The sequence below is a fragment of the Mycobacterium syngnathidarum genome (assembly GCF_001942625.1).
In the GTDB taxonomy this organism is placed as follows: domain Bacteria; phylum Actinomycetota; class Actinomycetes; order Mycobacteriales; family Mycobacteriaceae; genus Mycobacterium; species Mycobacterium syngnathidarum.
In genome coordinates this window covers 239,540-256,360 of record NZ_MLCL01000029.1, presented here as the reverse complement: position 1 = coordinate 256,360, position 16,821 = coordinate 239,540, and the positions used below count along the sequence as shown (strand labels likewise).

Here is a 16,821-nt window from a genome sequence, read left to right as displayed (position 1 = left end):
GCCTGGAAGGAGTTAGCAGGAGAGGTTGCCCGGCGAGGTCTGGTTGACGAAGAAATCCAGGACCGCGGTGTCCACGCAGGCATCCCCGTTGAACACCACGGTGTGTTGGGTTCCGGTGAAGGAGATCAGCGCCGCACCCATTTGCCGGGCCAGGTCGACGCCCGCCTGATAGGGCGTGGCCGGGTCGCCGGTGGTGGACACCACGACGACCTTGCCCGGTCCGGGGCCGGTGACCGGGTGTGGCACCGACGTCGCGGGCACCGGCCACAGGGCGCATACGTCGCGGGGTGCGTATCCGGTGAACTCCCCGTAGGCCATGAACGGCGCCGCGGCCCGCAGCCGCCGGTCGGCGTCGGCCCACACCGCCGGGTCGGTGGGGAACGGCGTGTCGACGCACCGGATCGCGGTGAAGGCGTCCTGCATGTTCGAGTAGTGCCCGGATTGGTCGCGGCGCCAATAGTCGTCGGCGAGCAGCAGCAGGTCGCCGGCGTCGGTGCCACGAGCCAGACCGAGCAGCCCGCTGGTCAAATACGGCCAGTACCGCGCCGAGTAGAGGGCGTTGCCGGTACCGGTGATGGCGTCGGCGTAGCCGAGGCCGCGCGGGCCCGAGGTCGGGTGCGGCGTCGTCACCAACGGGTCGACCAGGCGCTGGAACCGGCCGACGAACTGGGCGGGATCGGTGCCCAGTGGGCAGTCGGCCGATTTCGCGCAGTCCGCGGCATAGGTGTCGAACGCCTTCTGGAAGCCCGCGAGCTGACGGATGTTCTTGGTGATCGGATCGAGGCTGGGGTCGATCGCCCCGTCGAGCACCATCGTGCGCACCCGGTCGCCGAATTGTTCGGCGTACGCCCCGCCCAGTTCGGTGCCGTAGGAGAAGCCCAGATAGTTGATCTGCTCCTCCCCCAGCGCGGCCCGCACCGCTTCCATGTCCCGTACCGCCGAGGCGGTGCCGACGTTGGCCAAAAACGGTGCGCCCATACGGTCCAGGCACTGCTGGGCGAACTGGCGGTAAAGGTTTTCGATGTGGGCGACTCCGGCCGGGCTGTAATCGGCCATCGGCTCGCGGCGGTACGCGTCGATCTCGGCATCGGTGCGGCAGCGCAACTGCGGGGTGGAGTGTCCGACCCCGCGCGGGTCGAAGCCGACAAGATCGAAGTGGTCGGTGAGCGGGGAGCCGGCCAACGCGGCCCCCATACCGGCGACGGTGTTCACCGCCGAGGCACCAGGGCCGCCCGGGTTGATGAACAGCGCGCCGATCCGCTCACCGCCGGCCGGAATCCGGATCACTGCCAACTGCGCTTGGGCACCTTGCGGATCCGGGGAACTCCAATCCACGGGCACCGCCACAGTGCCGCATTGCGCGGTCGGGATCGCGGCCGGATTCTGCACCCAGTTGGCGCAGCTTCCCCATTCCGGCCCCGATTCCGGAGCGGCCTGCGCGACGGGGCAGGCCACGGCGGACAGGCCGAACAACGCCACCGCCAACACACGTCCTGCCCTGCCCGCCCACCACACGGCAGTCATGGTCGCACGGCGCACCGCGCCGGGTCTGTGCCCGAGGCCGAGCGGCAATCGGCCGGAGATCATCCGGTGACCTTGGCGGGCCGGACCGGTCAGCAGCGAGTCCCCGGCGCCGGCACCGTCACGTCGACGAGGTAGGTCGCGGCGATGTCGTCGACGCACTTGTTGCCCTGGAACACCACGGTGTGCTGGGTGCCTTCGAAGGTCACCAGCGTGCCGCCGAGTTGGCGGGCCAGGTCGACACCAGCCTGGTACGGCGTGGCCGGGTCGTTGGTGGTCGAGACGATCAATGTCGGGGGCAGGCCCTTCACCGAGATCTCGTGCGGCTTACTGGTGGGCGGCACCGGCCAGAAAGCGCAGGTGCCCAAGGGTGCGTGCCCGGTGAATTCGCCGTAGCTCATGAACGGCGCCACCTCGCGGGCCCGGCGGTCCTCTTCGACGACGGTGGCACGGTCGGTGATGGCGGGCTTGTCGACGCAGTTCACCGCGACGCGCACATCGGTCGAATTGTTGTAGTGCCCCTTGGCATCTCGGCCCATGTAAAGGTCAGCCAGGGCCAGCATCACGTCGCCGTTGCCGTTCTGAAGCCCGGTCAGGCCCTCGGTCAGGTGCCGCCACAGATTCGGCGAGTACAGGGGCAGGATGGTGCCCACGGTGGCGTCGCTGTAACTGAGCCCGCGCGGATCACGCGTCTTCGCCGGATGTTCCACCAACGGGTCGACCAGGCTCTTGTACACCTCGACGGCCTTGGCCGGATCCGTGCCCAGCGGGCAGTCGGGGTTCTTGGTGGTGCAGTCGGTGGCGTAGTCGTCGAAGGCCTTCTGGAACGCCGCGGCCTGACGGATGTCCTCTTCCACCGGGTCCGCATTGGGGTCGACGGCTCCGTCGAGAATCATCGCGCGGACCTTGTCCGGGAACTGCTCGGCGTAGGTGGCGCCGATGCGGGTGCCGTAGGAATAACCCAGGTAGGTCAGCTTGTCGTCGCCGAGTGCGACCCGGATCGCGTCCAGATCCTTGGCGACGTTCTCGGTGCCGACGTTCTCCAGGAACTCCTTGCCCATCTTCTCGACGCAGCGCTCGACGAACTTCTTGGTCTCGTTTTCCAGGTGCTCGACACCTTCAGGGGTGTATTCGACCGTCGGGTCGGCGCGCAGCCGGTCGTTGTCCTCGTCGGAGTTACACCACACAGCGGGCGTCGACGATCCGACTCCGCGCGGGTCGAACCCGACGATGTCGAAGCGGTCCTTGACCGACTGCGGCAGGCCCGACAGCAGGGAGACGGCGGAATCGACCCCGGACTCGCCGGGGCCGCCGGGATTGATCACCAGCGAGCCGATCTTCTGGCCCGCGGCCGGGAACCGGATCATGGCCAGCCTCGCGACTTCGCCGTCAGGCTTGGAGTAGTCGACGGGCACCGACAACATGCCGCATTCGGCGTTGTCGGGGATTTGCACGTGGTCCCCCGAACCGGCGTTGCACGGCAGCCATTGCAGCGGCGTGCCGGGGCGCGGGACCGCGATCTTGGCTTCGCCGTCGACCACCTGGGTGCAGCCCGCCGCGGCAATCGCCGTCAACGCCAGCAGCGCGCCGAACCTCATGCTGAACTTCATGGCTGACCATGCTGCCATGACGCGACATCGCCGCAGGCCGCGCCCGGTCGCGACGCGCTGGGAGGTTATCGGGTAGCGGCCAGGAGCTCGTCGAGCGCAACGTGGAAATCGTCGGCCATGTCCCACAGGTCAGGCAGCAATTCCGGGCAGGACATGATGCCGACGTCGAGCATCCCGGTCAGCGACATCACGGTGATGTTCAGACCCGATCCGTGAAAAATGGGGCCCAGCGGGTACATGGCCTTGACCTCACAGCCCAACAGGTACAGCGGGTCCTGAGGCCCGGGCACGTTGGAGATGACGAGGTTGTGGACCGGCTTGGCCCCGGACAGTCGGCTGGCCGCGTACACCCGCATCGCCGCTCCGAAGACCGCCGGTGCCGCGAACTGCGTCCAATCCTGGAGCAGCGTCGCACTGATCGCGGAACTGTGTTGTTTGGCAACCGAATTCGACGCGGCGATGGCCAGGAGCCGCTGGGCCGGATCGTCGATGTTGGTTTCGAGTTTGGAGAACATCCCCGACACCTGATTGCGTCCGGGCCGGTCGGAACGGCCGTGCACCGATACCGGCACCATCGCGACAAGCGAGCTCTCCGGGAGTTCACCGCGGTCGTGCAGGAAGGTGCGCAGCACGCCGGAAACGAGCGCCATCACCACATCGTTGACCTTGACGCCGAAATGGTTCTTGACGGTCTTGATGTCGTCGAGGTCCAACTGGGCGAATGCGACGCTGCGCTGGCCGGTGATGTTGGTGTTGAACGCGGTTTTGGGGGCGTTGAACGGGGCCGCCATCGCGTTGCCGTTGACGGCTCGGCGCACCGTGTCGATGACGGATGTCGCGGTGGCGGGCAGCACGTTGGCGAACTTGAGCGGGCGGGACGCGAACTTGAGGGCGCCGCTGATCGCGATCTCGGCTCCCGAGGCGTCGCCGACGCCGGTCACCGGATCGGGCGGCGGCGCGTCGGCTTCGGTGGTGCACAACTGCGACATCAGGTTGGCCCCGGTCACGCCGTCGACGCCGGCGTGGTGGATCTTGGTCATCAGCGCCAGCCGACCGCCCTCGTGCGCGTCGGTGCCTGCGACGTTCTCGATGATCCACATTTCCCACAGCGGCCTGGTGCGGTCCAGCGGGAGCGACGCGATGTGGCCGCAGATCTCGGACAGTTCGGCGCGCCCTCCCGGGGCCGGAAGCCCGATCCGGTGCAGGTGCCGGTTGACGTCAAAGTCCTTGTCTTCCACCCAGACCGGGTGGTCGAGGTTGAACCGGCTGTCGGCCAGTTTCTCCCGGAAGTGCGGCATCGCCTTGATACGCAGTGAGAGTTCGTCACGCATCCGGTCGAAGGTGTATCCGCCCGGCATGGTCGAGGTGTCCAGTTCGAGCACCGAGCACACGTGCATGGGCTGCGCGGCCGTTTCGAGATACAGGAAGCTGGCGTCGAGTCCGCTGAGCCGTTGCATGCCGCTGATGTTAAGAGGCGCCGCGTTCAAACTGTGAGGAAATCCACTCGAACGTCGCTTTTGCCTTCATTCCCGGCGGTGGCAGACTGGCAGATGTCCAACGAACCCGGGGACCGCCGAAGCGGCCTCGAGGATCGAACCGACCATCACAAGGGACGATGATGTCTGAACAGTCTGTTTATGGTGCTTCCGATTCGGCTGCCGAGTCCGTGGTATCCAAGCCGCGCACCAAGGTCCGCACCCTGACGCTGCAGAAATGGAAGTCCGAAGGCCACAAGTGGGCCATGCTCACCTGTTACGACTACTCCAGTGCGCGGGTCTTCGACGAGGCCGAGATCCCGGTGCTGCTCGTCGGCGACTCGGCGGCAAATGTCGTGTACGGCTACGACACGACCGTGCCGATCTCGATCGACGAGCTGATCCCGTTGGCCCGGGCGGTCGTCAAGGGTGCCCCGCACGCCCTGGTGGTCGCCGACCTGCCGTTCGGTAGCTACGAGTCCAGCCCGCAGCAGGCCCTGGCCACGGCCACCCGGTTCATGAAGGAGACGGGTGCGCAGGCGGTCAAGCTGGAGGGCGGTGAGCGGATGGCCGATCAGATCGCGATGCTGTCGGCCGCCGGCATCCCGGTGGTCGCACACATCGGCTTCACCCCGCAGAGCGTGAACGGCCTGGGCGGGTTCCGGGTTCAGGGCCGCGGCGACGCCGCCGAGCAGACGATCCACGATGCGATCGCGGTGCAGGAGGCCGGTGCCATCGCGGTGGTGTTGGAGATGGTGCCCGCCGAGCTGGCCACCCAGATCACCGGCAAGCTGACGATCCCCACGGTCGGTATCGGCGCCGGCCCGAATTGCGATGCGCAGGTGCTGGTTTGGCAGGACATGGCCGGGCTCACCAGCGGCAAGACCGCCAAGTTCGTCAAGCGTTTCGGTGACGTGGGTGGCGAGCTGCACCGCGCGGCATCGCAGTACGCGCACGACGTCGCGACCGGGGTGTTCCCGGCCGAGGAGCATTCCTACTGATCTCGGCTTCGGCCTCAGGCGAGGGCGTCACCGAGTTTGACGAGTAACTCGGTGAGCGCTCGTTTGTCGTCTTCGCCGAGGCCGGCGAACATCTCGTGCGCAGCGGCGGTGTAGTCGGCCCGCCAGCGGCGCGCTTGCTCCCGACCCTGGTCTGTGGTCGTCAACCGTACTGCCCGACGGTCATTTTCGTCGGGCGCACGGGTTACCAATCCTTCTCGCACCAGTGCCTCGACGAGGGTTGACGCGGTGGCCTGAGTGATGCCGACCGCCCGGGCCACATCGGCCGAACGGACCGGTTGCAGCCTTTCGATCTCGGCGAGCAGCTTGGACCGCGGAGTCGACACGCCGCGGTCGCCGAGGCGCTCATCGAACGCGCGGACAACGGATTTGGCGGCACGGCCGAAGGCGTCGGCCAGTTCTGCCGCGGTCCGTTGTTCGTCGTTCACGACGGTTCTCCTCCAATTGGTTGACAGAGGATATCAGCGCTCATATAGTTCGATCTCATATAGTTAGAGATCTAATGAAAGGTCGTTCATGACCTCCCCACAGACGTACTCACTAGGCGCGCACCCGGTCCGGCGGATCGGATTCGGTGCGATGCAGTTGCCCGGGCCCGGGGTGTTCGGGCCGCCACGCGACCACGACGCGGCCATCGCGGTGCTGCAGCGCGCGGTCGAACTCGGGGTCGACCACATCGACACCGCTCAGCTCTACGGCCCGAATGTCGCCAACGAACTCATCCGCGAGGCGCTGTACCCCTATCCGGAGAACCTGGCCCTGGTGAGCAAGGTCGGCGGCAAGCGCGACGAGGCGGCCAACTGGCTTCCGGCCCAACAGCCCGATGATCTACGCCGCGACTTGGAAGCGAATCTGCGCACCCTGGACGTGGACCGGCTCGCCGTTGTGAATCTGCGCGTGTTCGGGGCCGACGCCGGGGCCCCCGGCGAGGTCGACCGGGAGCTGTTCGATCGGCAACTGGACACCATGATCGCCGCCCGCGACGAAGGCCTCATCGCCGGTATCGGGCTGAGCAACGTCTCTCGCGAGCACCTGGAAACCGCGCTCGAGCGCACCGAGGTCGTCTGTGTGCAGAACGCCTACAACCTCGCCGATCGCACCTCGCAGCCAGTGCTCGACCTGTGCGTCGAACGGGACATCGCCTTCGTGCCGTTCTTCCCGTTGGGTTCGGCATTCGCGCTGGACAATCCGGTCCTGGGTCACCCGGAGATCCGGCGGGTCGCCGCCGAACTGGGCCGCACACCGGCGCAGATCGCGTTGGCGTGGACGTTGAACGTGGCGCCGAACGTGTTGCTGATACCGGGTACGTCCTCGATCGCACACCTGGAGGAGAACCTCGCCGCCGCCGATATCGAGCTCCCGGCGGACCTCGCGATCTAGGCGAAGTCGGGCTTGCGCTTGGCCAGGAACGCGTCGACGCCTTCGCGGCCGTCGGCCGAGTTGGCCCGCTCGGCGATGAACCGGGCTTCGGCCGCCATTTGCTCTTCGAGGCTGTTCTTGAAGGACGACACCAGCAGCGACTTGACCGCTCCGTTGGATCCACCGGAGCCTGCCGCCACCTGCTCGGCCAATTTCGTGGCCCGGGCGTCGAGCTCGTCGGCCGCGAGCACTTCGGTGACCAATCCCCAGTCCATCGCGTCGGCTGCCGAGAGTGTGCGGTTGGTCAGGATGAGTTCCTGTGCCCGGCGCAGGCCGACCAGCCGCGGCAGGTGATAGGAGGCACTGCCGTCGGGGCTCAGGCCGACCTTGGTGTAGGCCATGGTGAATGTGGCCGGTTCGGCGGCCAGGACCAGGTCACCGACCACAGCGAGGCTGAATCCGGCGCCGGCCGCGGTGCCGTTGACGGCGGTGATCAGCACGGCGTTCATCCGGGCGAACGACGAGATGGCCTGATGCAGGTCATCGGCGACGCCCTTGATGAACCGTCCCCGGTCGGGCGCGGTGGCGAAGGATTTCAGGTCCCCGCCTGCGCAGAAGAACCGGCCCGCACCGGTCAGCACCACGGCCTTGATCCCTGGCGTGTCGCAGCGCCGGGCGGCGTCGGCCAGTTCGCGAGTCATGATGTCGTTCATGCCATTCGCGGCGTCCGGGCGGTTCAGGGTGATGCGCGCGACGGCGTCGGACTGCTCGAACGAGATGGCTTCATACGTGGGCTCGGTCACGGCCCGCACTCTATCGGGCCGGGGTTTCGGGGGGCCGCACGCCCAGCCGGGTCGCGGTAGCGGCCACCAGCGGGCCGAAGTCGCCGTCGAACCCGAGGATTCGCAGCGCACCCTCCCCGATCACCCAGGGCCGCTCCGGCGTGCCCTCGACGTCGTCCGAGCGGCTGTTGACCACCGATTCCACCAACCGGAACGGAAGGTCAGCGGCATCGGGCGGGCCTGCGCATTCGGCGATCACCGCCGCCGACAGCTTGCGATACACCTCGCGTAGCTCGGCACGGCGGCGTCGGAACGGTTCGAACCGGCCGGTGCGCAGCTCGGGCAGCAGATACAGGGCACCCAAGTTCCAGCGGCTGGCACACAACTGGTGGGCATCGGCGACCGCGAGTGTGTGCAGACGCAGCGTCGCGCGCCCCGTGCCGTCGAGCAATTCGACGCCCAACTGCAGGGCATCGTCGACGGTGCCGGTCAGCAGCGCGTCGAGGATGTCGTCCTTGGTGGCGAAATGGTGATACAGCGAGGCCTGGCGCACCCCGACTTCATCGGCGATACGCCGGGTCGATGTGCTGGCATAGCCGTGGGTGGTGAACAGTTCGGCAGCGGCATCGAGGATCTGCTCGCGGGCGGTGGAGCCCGGTCGGCGTGGCCGCTCCAGCCGCGGGCGTCCACGCGCGCCGGCGGCGCTCGCCGGGGTCGTCTCAGCCGCCATGTCAGCAACACTAAGAGACGTCCGGGGACATGGCTGACAGCGCCGTGCCGTGCGGCAAGTCTTGATGCGGCTGTGACCAGGCACCGGTCGTGGCTGCCACCCGAATATGGCACGCTGGTGCCATCCGATCTCCCGCCTCCGGTGCACAGCGAAGGTGACTATGGCCCCCGGCAAATCGAAGACCGCGAGGTACACCGAAATCGAGCGGAAGTTCGCTGTCACCGAGGACACCGTCTCGCCGTCGTTCGAAGGGCTTTCGGCCGTCGCCGAGGTGGCCCGCACCGAAACCCAACGCCTCGACGCGGTGTATTTCGACACCCCGGATCGTGATCTTGCCGCGCACCGCATCACGTTGCGGCGCCGCACCGGCGGCTCGGACGCGGGCTGGCACCTGAAGCTTCCGGCCGGGGCCGACACCCGCACCGAGATACGCGCACCGCTGGGCACGGCAACCGACACCGTGCCCGAGGATCTGCGCGACGTCGTGCTTGCCATCGTGCGCGACCGTCCGGTCTCGCCCGTCGCACGGATCAGCACCCGGCGCAGTGTGCAGGTGCTGCATGGCTCCGACGGCACCGCGCTCGCCGAGTTCTGCGATGACCGGGTGACCGCTTCGGCGATTGACGGCGACGAACAGAGCTGGCGGGAATGGGAACTGGAGTTGCTCGCCGCCGATGTTCCCGACGACCTGATGGATCGGCTGGCGAACCGGCTGGCCGATGCCGGCGCGGAACCGGCCGGGCATGCCTCGAAGCTGGCCAAGGTGCTCGGAACCGATACCGTTGCGCCGCCTGCTCCCCCGGCCGATCCGATACACCGGGCCATCGCCGAACAGATCGAGGAGCTGCTGGTGTGGGACCGTGCGGTGCGCGCGGACGCCTACGACTCGGTGCATCAAATGCGGGTGACCACCCGCAAGATCCGTAGCCTGCTGCAGGAGTCGAAGCAAGCCTTCGGGCTCAACGACGACGGCTGGGTACTCGACGAGCTGCGGGCGTTGGCCGCGGTGCTGGGCGTGGCCCGTGATGCCGAGGTGCTGGCCGAGCGGTATCAGAGTGCGCTCGACGAGATGGACCCCGAGTTGGTCCGGGGACCGGTGCGCCAGCGCCTGGTCGAAGGCGCCAACCGTCGCTACACGGCGGGTTGGCGTCGTTCGCTGCTGGCGATGCGCTCACAGCGCTACTTCCGGCTGCTGGATGCGCTAGAAGAGTTGGTGCGGGCCGAGCCGCCGGAGCCCGCAGACGGCGAGAAGCCCACGGCCAACATCGACTCCGCGTACAAGCGGGTTCGTAAGGCCGCCAAGGCCGCGGCCAAGGTGACTGCCGACGAGGCCGACGCCACCGAAAAGGACGAGGCGCTGCATCGAATTCGCAAGGGCGCCAAGCGACTTCGGTACACCGCGGCAGCTACCGGTGCCGACAAGGTGTCCGAACGCGCCAAGAACATCCAGTCCTTGCTGGGCGACCATCAGGACAGCGTGGTGAGCAAGGCGCACCTGAGCACCCAGGCCGACGCCGCACATGCCGCCGGCGAGGACACCTTCACCTACGGGCTGCTGTATCAGCAGGAGCACGACACCGCCCAGCAGTCGCGGGCCATGCTGCAGGACGCACTCAAGAAACTGGACAAAGCGGTTCGCAAGGCCCACTAGGCGGTTGGGGCTGGGGCGAACGAGTTGGCCTGTAAGCCGGATTCTGTGCCGGCTCTCCCGTTTCCGGGAGGGCCAGTGGCGACCATCCATCTGGACACACCGTCGCCGGGTGCCTCAAGCGGCCTACCCGCAGGCTCGGGCGAGCAGCCCTCAGGCGCCTGCGCGACCGCAACCAGGTTGCGGCCTTCTTGGCCTTGCTTCGGGTGGGGTTTGCCTAGCCACCCCGGTCACCCGGGGTGCTGGTGCGCTCTTACCGCACCGTTTCACCCTTACCATTTCTGGCGGTCTGTTTTCTGTGGCACTTTCCCGCGAGTCACCTCGGATTGCCGTTAGCAATCACCCTGCTCTGTGAAGTCCGGACTTTCCTCGAACCCCGGTTCTCACCGGTGCCGCGGCCGCCCAGCCAACTCGTTCGCGCTGATCACCGTACCCTTATTTTCATGGCACAGGTGCCACCGGCACGATATTTGCTCCGCGCGAAGGACCTGGCGGACGCCCGTTATGCGGACCCGATCACCGTCGAGGACCTGGCGGCGGCCGCCGGATTGTCCCGGGCCCACTTCAGCCGCATGTTCACCCGCACGTTCGGCGAGTCCCCGCGGGCCTACCTACAGAGCCGGCGCCTGGAGCGGGCCGCGGCGCTGCTGCGCAACACCGACCGTTCGGTCGCCGACATCTGCGTGATGGTCGGCCTGCACAGCGTCGGTTCCTTCACCACGAACTTCGCGCGGGTCTATGGCAAGCCGCCGGCTGCCTACCGGGCCGGCTTGCCGCCGGCCATGCTGCGCGCCCCGGTGCCCAGCTGCATTCTGGCGCGCGACACCCGACGGCCTCACACCGGCCGTGCCAAGACAGCACAAACGGAGAAGACGGCCGGGCCGGAGCGGACGTAGCGTCAGCTCATGATGAGAATCGCTTACACGCACCTGTGGGTCCACGATCAGGAAGTCGCATTGAAGTTCTGGACCGAGAAGGTGGGAATGGAAGTGCGCGAAGATGTTTCGTTCCTGGAGGAGATGGGCGACTTCCGGTGGGTGACGGTCGGCCCGCCAGGGCAGGACGACGTGGGCATCGTGTTGATGGCCGTGCCCGGCGAGCCGGTGATGGATGCGCAGACCCGCAAGCAAGTCCAAGACCTGACCGCAAAAGGCTTCGCCGGCACGGTGTTTCTGACCACCGACGACTGCCAGAAGACCTTTGAGGAGCTGACCGCCCGCGGCGTCGAATTCAGCGAACCGCCCAACCAGATGCCCTACGGCATCGACTCCGGTTTCCGTGACCCGTCGGGCAACAGCGTGCGGTTGACCCAGCGCACCGACTGAGCTACCGGGCTACGCGGCAGGTGCACACCGCGCGAATTCGATCGCGACCCGCAGCTCGGTCACGCTTTCGTACCTCTCGATGGGCCCAGGCGGCGGCGGGGCGGTCGATCGGTAGACCGCCCCGGTCGGGGTGACGAATTCAGCTGTGTGTACACCGTTCTCGTCGCTCGTGGTGACCGCCCACCCGGGTGATTCTTTGACGTAGTTGCAGCGTTCGCACTCACCGAGACCGTTGAGCGCACTGGTCGGACCGCCGCCGGCATGAGGCTGCGCGTGGTCGTGATGGCGGATCGGCGCATCGCAGTATGGGGTCCGGCAAGTCTGGTCCCGCAGTCCGATGAATTGGGCCAGCCCAGAAGGAAACAGCCGCGACCTCGACTCCATCGCCGCCAGCGCACCGGACTTCGGGTGCCGGAAGAGCCGGCGCAGCGTCGCCCGCGACTGCTCGTCGGCCACCGCGTCACTGACGAGGTTGCGGGCGACGCTCGCAGGCACGGGGCCGTAACCTTCGACCACGGCCGGGTTCTCATCGTCCCCGAACAGGGTCTGGTCCGACATCAGCAAGTTGACCGCCACCGGCTCGGGCACGTCGGCGGGCCGGCCGGTCACCCGCTCCGCCACGGTGTCGGCCATCACCTGGCCGCGGGTCCGGCCGTCAAAGGTGGTGTCGGCGGTCCGCTTCAGCGCCGCGTACACGCCGACACCCTTCGGCATCGGCAACAACACCGTCAGCCGGGCCATGCAGTCCGGTGCCGGCCGGATCCAGACATCGCGATCCTCTGCCGCCTTCGCTGCCCGGTCGACGACGGCCTGCGGATCCAGTCGGTAGGCGATCTTCTTGGCTTCCGCCTCGATCCGCTTGTTCCCCATACCGTCGAGCCTGGTGACGTCGGCGCACATCTCGGCATCCAGCGTGCCCCGGTCCTCAACCGTCAGGCAGGCCGACTCCTTCACAATCAGGGTCGCCCGCCATTCCGAGAGCACCCCGGACTCCAGCGCCGCCAACGTATGCGGCATCTCGTGCACCAGCGCCTTGGCGAACCCAAGGTGCCGATTGCCGCACGTCGGCGAATCATGGCGGGCGAGCGCGACCTCCGACGCCACCCCACGGCCCCGCTTTGCCCTCGGCACGCCCGCCGCCGCCTCGGCGGCCCGGCGCTTCTCCTCCAACAAGGCCGCACACCGGGCCTGGCCGGCTGCCGCCGCCGACTTCGCCCGTTCGAGTTCCTCGATGCGCCGGTGCAGCTCCGCCTCGTCATCATGCGGGTTGACCTGCGCCAACGCCATCATATCGAACATACATGCGATTATGCCACCGGGGTGTGACAGGTCGATTTCAGGCCAACCGCCGCAGCACCATCACGTTGTCGATCAGGGTGCCGCGCTGCCCGTCCGGTCCGGTCGCATCGCGCTCATCGGTACCTACCCGGACTCGTTCCCATTGCGCTTCATCGAGGTTCAGCGAGGCGACTACGTCGTCGGCGCTGGGGAACGGGAACTTCCGGACATGTTCCGGGGCCCACGGGGGCGCGGCACCGTGATCGACGACGACGAGCCGGCCACCGGGCGCCACCACGTCGGCCGCCCGACGCAACATGTCGGCGCGGTCCATGAAGATCGGCGATTGCAGAAACTGCGCCGACACCAGATCGAAGGGCCCGTCGGGCAGGCTCTCGGACAGGTCGTGGCGCTCGAACGTGATGCGGTCGGCCACCCCCCGCTCCCGCGCTTCGGCAGAAGCGCGCGACAGCGCGGTGTCGGAGACGTCGACTCCCGTGACCTGCCAGCCCTGTTCGGCCAGCCAGACGGAGTCGCCGCCCTCACCGCAACCGAGATCCAGCGCCCGGCCCGCGGGCAGATCCGCAGCGATCTTGGCCAGCTGGGCGTTGACGCGTCCGCTCCAGATGCGTCCGCGCTGCCCGTAGTGCCGTTCCCAGTACTGGGCGGTGACGGTCGTTTGACTGGGCCACGGCGGCACCGGGAGACCGACATCTTCACCGAGCAGGTACTGCACCACGGCGGCGCCGGCTTGGCTGCCGGATGCGACCGCGGCGGCCACTTGAGGCATCTGGGCGCTGAGGTCGCCCGCGGCGAACAATCCGGGCACCGAGGTGCGGGCGAACCCGTCGACGACGAGCGCGTCGGCTGCGATCGGGCCCGGAGCCGAAACGGCGCCGAGGCGCGCGGCCAGCGGTGAGCGTTGGTGCAGTGTGGCGGCCACGAGCGCGCCACGCCTGGCCAGCCGGGTGCCGTCGGTGAATGTGATGGCCGTCAGCTCGCCGTCGTGCGCGACGAATCGGGCGATCGGACGCTCGTCGACACCTATGCCGACCGCGTCCAATTGCTTGACCTGCGCCTCGTCCAGCCCGCTGTCCCCATTGGTGAGTACCACCAGATCCTCGGTCCAGCCGCGCATCATCAACGCCGAGTGCACGGCACGGTCTCCCTGGGCGACCACGGCGACCGGCGCATCTCGCACCTCCCAGCCATGGCAGAACGGGCAGTGGAAAACCGAACGGCCCCAGAGCTCTTCGAGTCCGTCGATGTTCGGCCCCCGGTACTCCATCCCGGTGGCCAGCAACACCGTCCTGGCCTGCTCACGAGTTCCGTCGGCGAGCTCCAGGGTGAATCCCGGCTCACCGCCGACGACTTCGCCGGTGCGTACCTCCACCGTGGGGTACGCGGCCAGCTCGGCGCGGCCCACCCCATAGAGATCGGCGGGCGGGCGCCCGTCGCTGCCCAGCAGGCCGCCGATTCCGTGTGCGGCGAGGTTGCTCTGATTCCCCGAGTCGACGAGCAGCACGCGCCGCCGGGCCCGGCCCAGCACCAGCGCCGCACTCAGGCCGGCTGCACCGCCGCCGACGATGACGCAATCCCAGATGTTCTCCATGCCGTCGAGCTTGCCCAATACATGGCAAAGTGCCAAGCTGATTTGCCATGGAGGCAAACGCTGCCCAAGCCGACGACATCGACGCCCTGGTCCGCAGCCGGCTACGCGAGATGCGGGCACAACGCGGACTCACTCTGGAGGACGTCGCGCGCCGCGCACAGATCGACGTCTCGACACTGAGCCGGCTGGAGTCGGGCAAGCGCCGACTGGCCCTGGATCACCTGCCCCGGTTGGCGGCCGCACTGTCGGTGACCACCGACGAGCTCCTGCGGACACCGCAGGCCGAGGACCCCCGGGTCACCGGCGCCTCGCACACCCACCACAACATCACCTACTGGCCGTTGACCCGGCAGGGCCCGGCGGCCGGCCTGCACGCCTACAAGATCCGCATCAGTGCCCAACGCCGCAAACCACCGGCCGAATTCCCCGTCCACGAAGGCCGCGACTGGATGTACGTGCTGTCCGGACAGCTCCGGCTGATCCTGGGCGACCAGGATTTTGTGGTGAATCCCGGCGAGGCCGTGGAGTTCTCGACCTGGACACCGCACTGGTTCGGAGTGGTCGACGGCCCGGTCGAGGCGATCACCATCTTCGGCCCGCACGGCGAGCAATTACATCTGCACGCCTGAACTACAGGTAGGCGGTCTGGTTCACCAGCCGCACCGAAGATCCGCCGTCGGCATAGAACTCGGCGATCGACAGTGACGCCAGATCCAGATGCAGCCGGTACAGGATGCCCTCGCCGGCATCGAGTGCCAGCCGCAGGACGGTCTTGATCGGCGTCACGTGGGAGACCACCAAAACCGTTGCCGGACCGTACTCGGCGATGATCCGGTTGCGCGCCCGGCGGACCCGACCGGCCACCGCGTCGAAGCTCTCGCCGCCGGGCGGCTCAACGCTGGTGTCGCGCAACCAGCGCCGGTGCAGTTCCGGATCGCGTTGCGCCGCTTCGGCGAAGGTCAGCCCCTCCCACTCGCCGAAGTCGGTCTCGATCAGGTCGTCGTCGACGCGGACATCGACACCGAGCACGTTGGCCGCGGCCGTGGCCGTCTCGTATGCCCGCCCCAGCGGCGAGCTGACCACCGCCGCGATGCCGCCACGTGCACCCAGATAACGCGCGGCCGCATCGGCCTGTCTGCGCCCCTCTTCGGTCAGTACCGGGTTGCCACGGCCCGAATACCGCCGGGTGACTGACAATTCGGTCTGGCCGTGCCGCAACAGCAACAACCGGGTGGGCGCGCCGGTGGCACCGGTCCACCCGGGCGCCGACAGTTCGGCCTTGGGCCCGTCCCCGACGATCCCGGCAGCAGCATCCATGGCCTCGTTCGCCAGGCGGTCGGCATGGCTGTTGCGTTCCCGCGGGATCCACGAGTAGCTGACCCGATGGAAGCCGGCGGCCAGTTCAGCTGCCCGGCGCTGCAATGGAATCAGATCGGGATGCTTGACTTTCCACCGTCCCGACATCTGTTCCACGACCAGCTTGGAGTCCATCGACACCGCCACCTCGGTGGCGCCCAGCTCGGCTGCGGCCTCCAAACCTGCTATCAGGCCACGGTATTCGGCGACGTTGTTGGTCGCGCGGCCGATCGCTTCCTTTCGCTCGGCCAGCACTGCGTCGTGCCCGGCATCGAGCACGACTGCGCCGTAGCCCGCCGGTCCCGGGTTGCCGCGGGAACCGCCATCGGCTTCGACGAAAACTTTCACTGCTTGATCCGCAAGAGAATTGCCCCGCACTCAGGACAGCGCACCACGTCGTCTTCTGCGGCCGCGGCGATCCGGGCGCTCTCACCGCGGTCGATTTCGATACGGCAGGCCCCGCAACGCCGGCCCTGGAGCAGCCCGGCCCCGGCGCCGCCGCGGGCCCGCAGGCGTTCGTAGAGGGCGACGAGCTCAGGATCGATCACACTCACCAAGCCCTCGCGCCGAGTGACGGCCTGGTGCTTGGCCTGGTCGATCTCGACCAGGGCGGCATCGCGGGCCTGCTGCGCGGCAGACAGGGTGGTCTGCAGATCGTCGATACGTTGCAGCGCCTCAGCCTGCCGGCCCGCCAGTTCCTCGCGACGTTCCATCAGTTCCAGCAGGGAGTCCTCCAGGTTGGACTGCCTGCGCTGCAACGTTTCCAGTTCATGCTGGATATCTGCGACCTGCTTGGCGCCCACCGTGCCGCCGTCGATCAACGCACGGTCACGGTCCTCGCGCTGGCGTACCGAGTCGATCTCACTCTCGAGCTTGGCCACCTGAGCGTCCAGATCCTCCAGCCCGATACCGAGAACGCCCACACCGTCACTGGCCGCAGCATGCGCGGCCTGCGCCTCGTCGACTTCCTTCTGTTCGGGCAGATTCTTCGCGCGGTGCGCGAGGCGCCCAAGCTCGGCATCGACCTCGGTCAGCGCGAGAAGCGAACGTTGTTGTTTTACTTCGGCTTTCATGCCCTGACTTTCATGTAGCTGTGTTTACTTGCG

At 67.7% G+C, this 16,821-nt stretch carries 16 protein-coding genes and 1 other RNA gene; 6 read left to right on the top strand and 11 right to left on the bottom strand.

The window, feature by feature from the left end; all coding sequences use genetic code 11:
• Window positions 1-12: 12 nt before the first annotated feature.
• From BKG60_RS09140 to BKG60_RS09130, 3 genes are all read right to left on the bottom strand, one after another.
• Window positions 13-1,524, bottom strand: coding sequence for an alpha/beta hydrolase (locus BKG60_RS09140; protein WP_075909604.1), 1,512 nt, complete (start codon window positions 1,522-1,524; stop codon window positions 13-15).
• 89 nt (window positions 1,525-1,613) lie between these two features.
• Entirely contained in the window at window positions 1,614-3,131 is a 1,518-nt protein-coding gene (locus BKG60_RS09135; RefSeq protein WP_207549519.1) for an alpha/beta hydrolase, read from the bottom strand.
• A 65-nt stretch (window positions 3,132-3,196) separates the two neighbouring features.
• Window positions 3,197-4,588, bottom strand: coding sequence for a WS/DGAT/MGAT family O-acyltransferase (locus BKG60_RS09130; protein ID WP_070943351.1), 1,392 nt, complete (start codon window positions 4,586-4,588; stop codon window positions 3,197-3,199).
• A gap of 161 nt (window positions 4,589-4,749) precedes the next feature.
• Between BKG60_RS09130 and panB the strand changes: the two genes are divergently transcribed.
• Window positions 4,750-5,607 (top strand): 3-methyl-2-oxobutanoate hydroxymethyltransferase, encoded by an 858-nt coding sequence (gene panB, locus BKG60_RS09125; RefSeq protein ID WP_070943550.1) that lies wholly within the window; start codon window positions 4,750-4,752, stop codon window positions 5,605-5,607.
• A 14-nt stretch (window positions 5,608-5,621) separates the two neighbouring features.
• Here the strand turns inward: panB and BKG60_RS09120 are convergent, their stop codons facing one another.
• Entirely contained in the window at window positions 5,622-6,053 is a 432-nt protein-coding gene (locus tag BKG60_RS09120) for a MarR family winged helix-turn-helix transcriptional regulator (protein ID WP_070943352.1), read from the bottom strand.
• Between the two features lie 88 nt (window positions 6,054-6,141).
• Between BKG60_RS09120 and BKG60_RS09115 the strand changes: the two genes are divergently transcribed.
• A complete protein-coding gene (locus BKG60_RS09115) occupies window positions 6,142-7,005 on the top strand; it encodes an oxidoreductase (protein WP_070943353.1) in 864 nt (287 codons plus the stop codon).
• On the opposite strand, the gene BKG60_RS09110 is transcribed toward BKG60_RS09115, so the two are convergent.
• Window positions 7,002-7,787, bottom strand: coding sequence for an enoyl-CoA hydratase/isomerase family protein (locus BKG60_RS09110; RefSeq protein WP_070943551.1), 786 nt, complete (start codon window positions 7,785-7,787; stop codon window positions 7,002-7,004). The genes BKG60_RS09115 and BKG60_RS09110 overlap by 4 nt on opposite strands.
• Before the next feature lie 10 nt (window positions 7,788-7,797).
• Entirely contained in the window at window positions 7,798-8,496 is a 699-nt protein-coding gene (locus BKG60_RS09105) for a TetR/AcrR family transcriptional regulator (protein WP_070943354.1), read from the bottom strand.
• A 160-nt stretch (window positions 8,497-8,656) separates the two neighbouring features.
• Between BKG60_RS09105 and BKG60_RS09100 the strand changes: the two genes are divergently transcribed.
• The gene (locus BKG60_RS09100) at window positions 8,657-10,147 is read left to right on the top strand and encodes a CYTH and CHAD domain-containing protein (protein WP_075909578.1); all 1,491 of its coding nucleotides are present in this window, start codon (window positions 8,657-8,659) and stop codon (window positions 10,145-10,147) included.
• A 16-nt stretch (window positions 10,148-10,163) separates the two neighbouring features.
• On the opposite strand, the gene rnpB is transcribed toward BKG60_RS09100, so the two are convergent.
• Window positions 10,164-10,558, bottom strand: an RNA gene (rnpB, locus tag BKG60_RS09095) — RNase P RNA component class A.
• Window positions 10,559-10,587: 29 nt separating this feature from the next.
• Here rnpB and BKG60_RS09090 point away from each other — a divergent pair.
• Both BKG60_RS09090 and BKG60_RS09085 read left to right on the top strand, forming a co-directional pair.
• On the top strand, window positions 10,588-11,040 hold the full coding sequence (locus BKG60_RS09090) for a helix-turn-helix transcriptional regulator (RefSeq protein WP_070188128.1): 453 nt from the start codon (window positions 10,588-10,590) through the stop codon (window positions 11,038-11,040).
• Between the two features lie 9 nt (window positions 11,041-11,049).
• The gene (locus tag BKG60_RS09085; RefSeq protein ID WP_070943356.1) at window positions 11,050-11,469 is read left to right on the top strand and encodes a VOC family protein; all 420 of its coding nucleotides are present in this window, start codon (window positions 11,050-11,052) and stop codon (window positions 11,467-11,469) included.
• Window positions 11,470-11,478: 9 nt separating this feature from the next.
• Here the strand turns inward: BKG60_RS09085 and BKG60_RS09080 are convergent, their stop codons facing one another.
• Both BKG60_RS09080 and BKG60_RS32770 read right to left on the bottom strand, forming a co-directional pair.
• Entirely contained in the window at window positions 11,479-12,768 is a 1,290-nt protein-coding gene (locus BKG60_RS09080) for a DUF222 domain-containing protein (protein ID WP_075909577.1), read from the bottom strand.
• Between the two features lie 37 nt (window positions 12,769-12,805).
• Entirely contained in the window at window positions 12,806-14,359 is a 1,554-nt protein-coding gene (locus BKG60_RS32770) for an SAM-dependent methyltransferase (RefSeq protein WP_070188133.1), read from the bottom strand.
• 47 nt (window positions 14,360-14,406) lie between these two features.
• Between BKG60_RS32770 and BKG60_RS09070 the strand changes: the two genes are divergently transcribed.
• Window positions 14,407-14,988 (top strand): helix-turn-helix domain-containing protein, encoded by a 582-nt coding sequence (locus BKG60_RS09070; RefSeq protein WP_070188125.1) that lies wholly within the window; start codon window positions 14,407-14,409, stop codon window positions 14,986-14,988.
• 1 nt (window position 14,989) lies between these two features.
• Here BKG60_RS09070 and BKG60_RS09065 read toward each other — a convergent pair whose 3' ends face one another.
• Both BKG60_RS09065 and BKG60_RS09060 read right to left on the bottom strand, forming a co-directional pair.
• The gene (locus BKG60_RS09065) at window positions 14,990-16,063 is read right to left on the bottom strand and encodes a bifunctional RNase H/acid phosphatase (protein ID WP_070188124.1); all 1,074 of its coding nucleotides are present in this window, start codon (window positions 16,061-16,063) and stop codon (window positions 14,990-14,992) included.
• Window positions 16,060-16,788: a zinc ribbon domain-containing protein gene (locus BKG60_RS09060; protein ID WP_070188123.1), complete on the bottom strand. Its 729-nt coding sequence runs from the start codon at window positions 16,786-16,788 to the stop codon at window positions 16,060-16,062. The genes BKG60_RS09065 and BKG60_RS09060 overlap by 4 nt, the downstream gene beginning before the upstream one ends.
• Between the last annotated feature and the right edge of the window lie 33 nt (window positions 16,789-16,821).

Excerpts from the sequence above, each read along its gene's own strand:
- BKG60_RS09115 (WP_070943353.1), top strand. The coding sequence starts at position 6,142 with ATGACCTCCCCACAGACGTACTCACTAGGCGCGCACCCGGTCCGGCGG.
- BKG60_RS09100 (WP_075909578.1), top strand. The coding sequence starts at position 8,657 with ATGGCCCCCGGCAAATCGAAGACCGCGAGGTACACCGAAATCGAGCGG.
- BKG60_RS09090 (WP_070188128.1), top strand. The coding sequence starts at position 10,588 with ATGGCACAGGTGCCACCGGCACGATATTTGCTCCGCGCGAAGGACCTG.
- BKG60_RS09060 (WP_070188123.1), bottom strand. The coding sequence starts at position 16,788 with ATGAAAGCCGAAGTAAAACAACAACGTTCGCTTCTCGCGCTGACCGAG.
- BKG60_RS09105 (WP_070943354.1), bottom strand. The coding sequence starts at position 8,496 with ATGGCGGCTGAGACGACCCCGGCGAGCGCCGCCGGCGCGCGTGGACGC.
- BKG60_RS09070 (WP_070188125.1), top strand. The coding sequence starts at position 14,407 with ATGGAGGCAAACGCTGCCCAAGCCGACGACATCGACGCCCTGGTCCGC.
- panB (WP_070943550.1), top strand. The coding sequence starts at position 4,750 with ATGTCTGAACAGTCTGTTTATGGTGCTTCCGATTCGGCTGCCGAGTCC.
- BKG60_RS09085 (WP_070943356.1), top strand. The coding sequence starts at position 11,050 with ATGATGAGAATCGCTTACACGCACCTGTGGGTCCACGATCAGGAAGTC.
- BKG60_RS09135 (WP_207549519.1), bottom strand. The coding sequence starts at position 3,131 with ATGAAGTTCAGCATGAGGTTCGGCGCGCTGCTGGCGTTGACGGCGATT.
- BKG60_RS09140 (WP_075909604.1), bottom strand. The coding sequence starts at position 1,524 with ATGACTGCCGTGTGGTGGGCGGGCAGGGCAGGACGTGTGTTGGCGGTG.
- BKG60_RS32770 (WP_070188133.1), bottom strand. The coding sequence starts at position 14,359 with ATGGAGAACATCTGGGATTGCGTCATCGTCGGCGGCGGTGCAGCCGGC.
- BKG60_RS09080 (WP_075909577.1), bottom strand. The coding sequence starts at position 12,768 with ATGTTCGATATGATGGCGTTGGCGCAGGTCAACCCGCATGATGACGAG.
- BKG60_RS09130 (WP_070943351.1), bottom strand. The coding sequence starts at position 4,588 with ATGCAACGGCTCAGCGGACTCGACGCCAGCTTCCTGTATCTCGAAACG.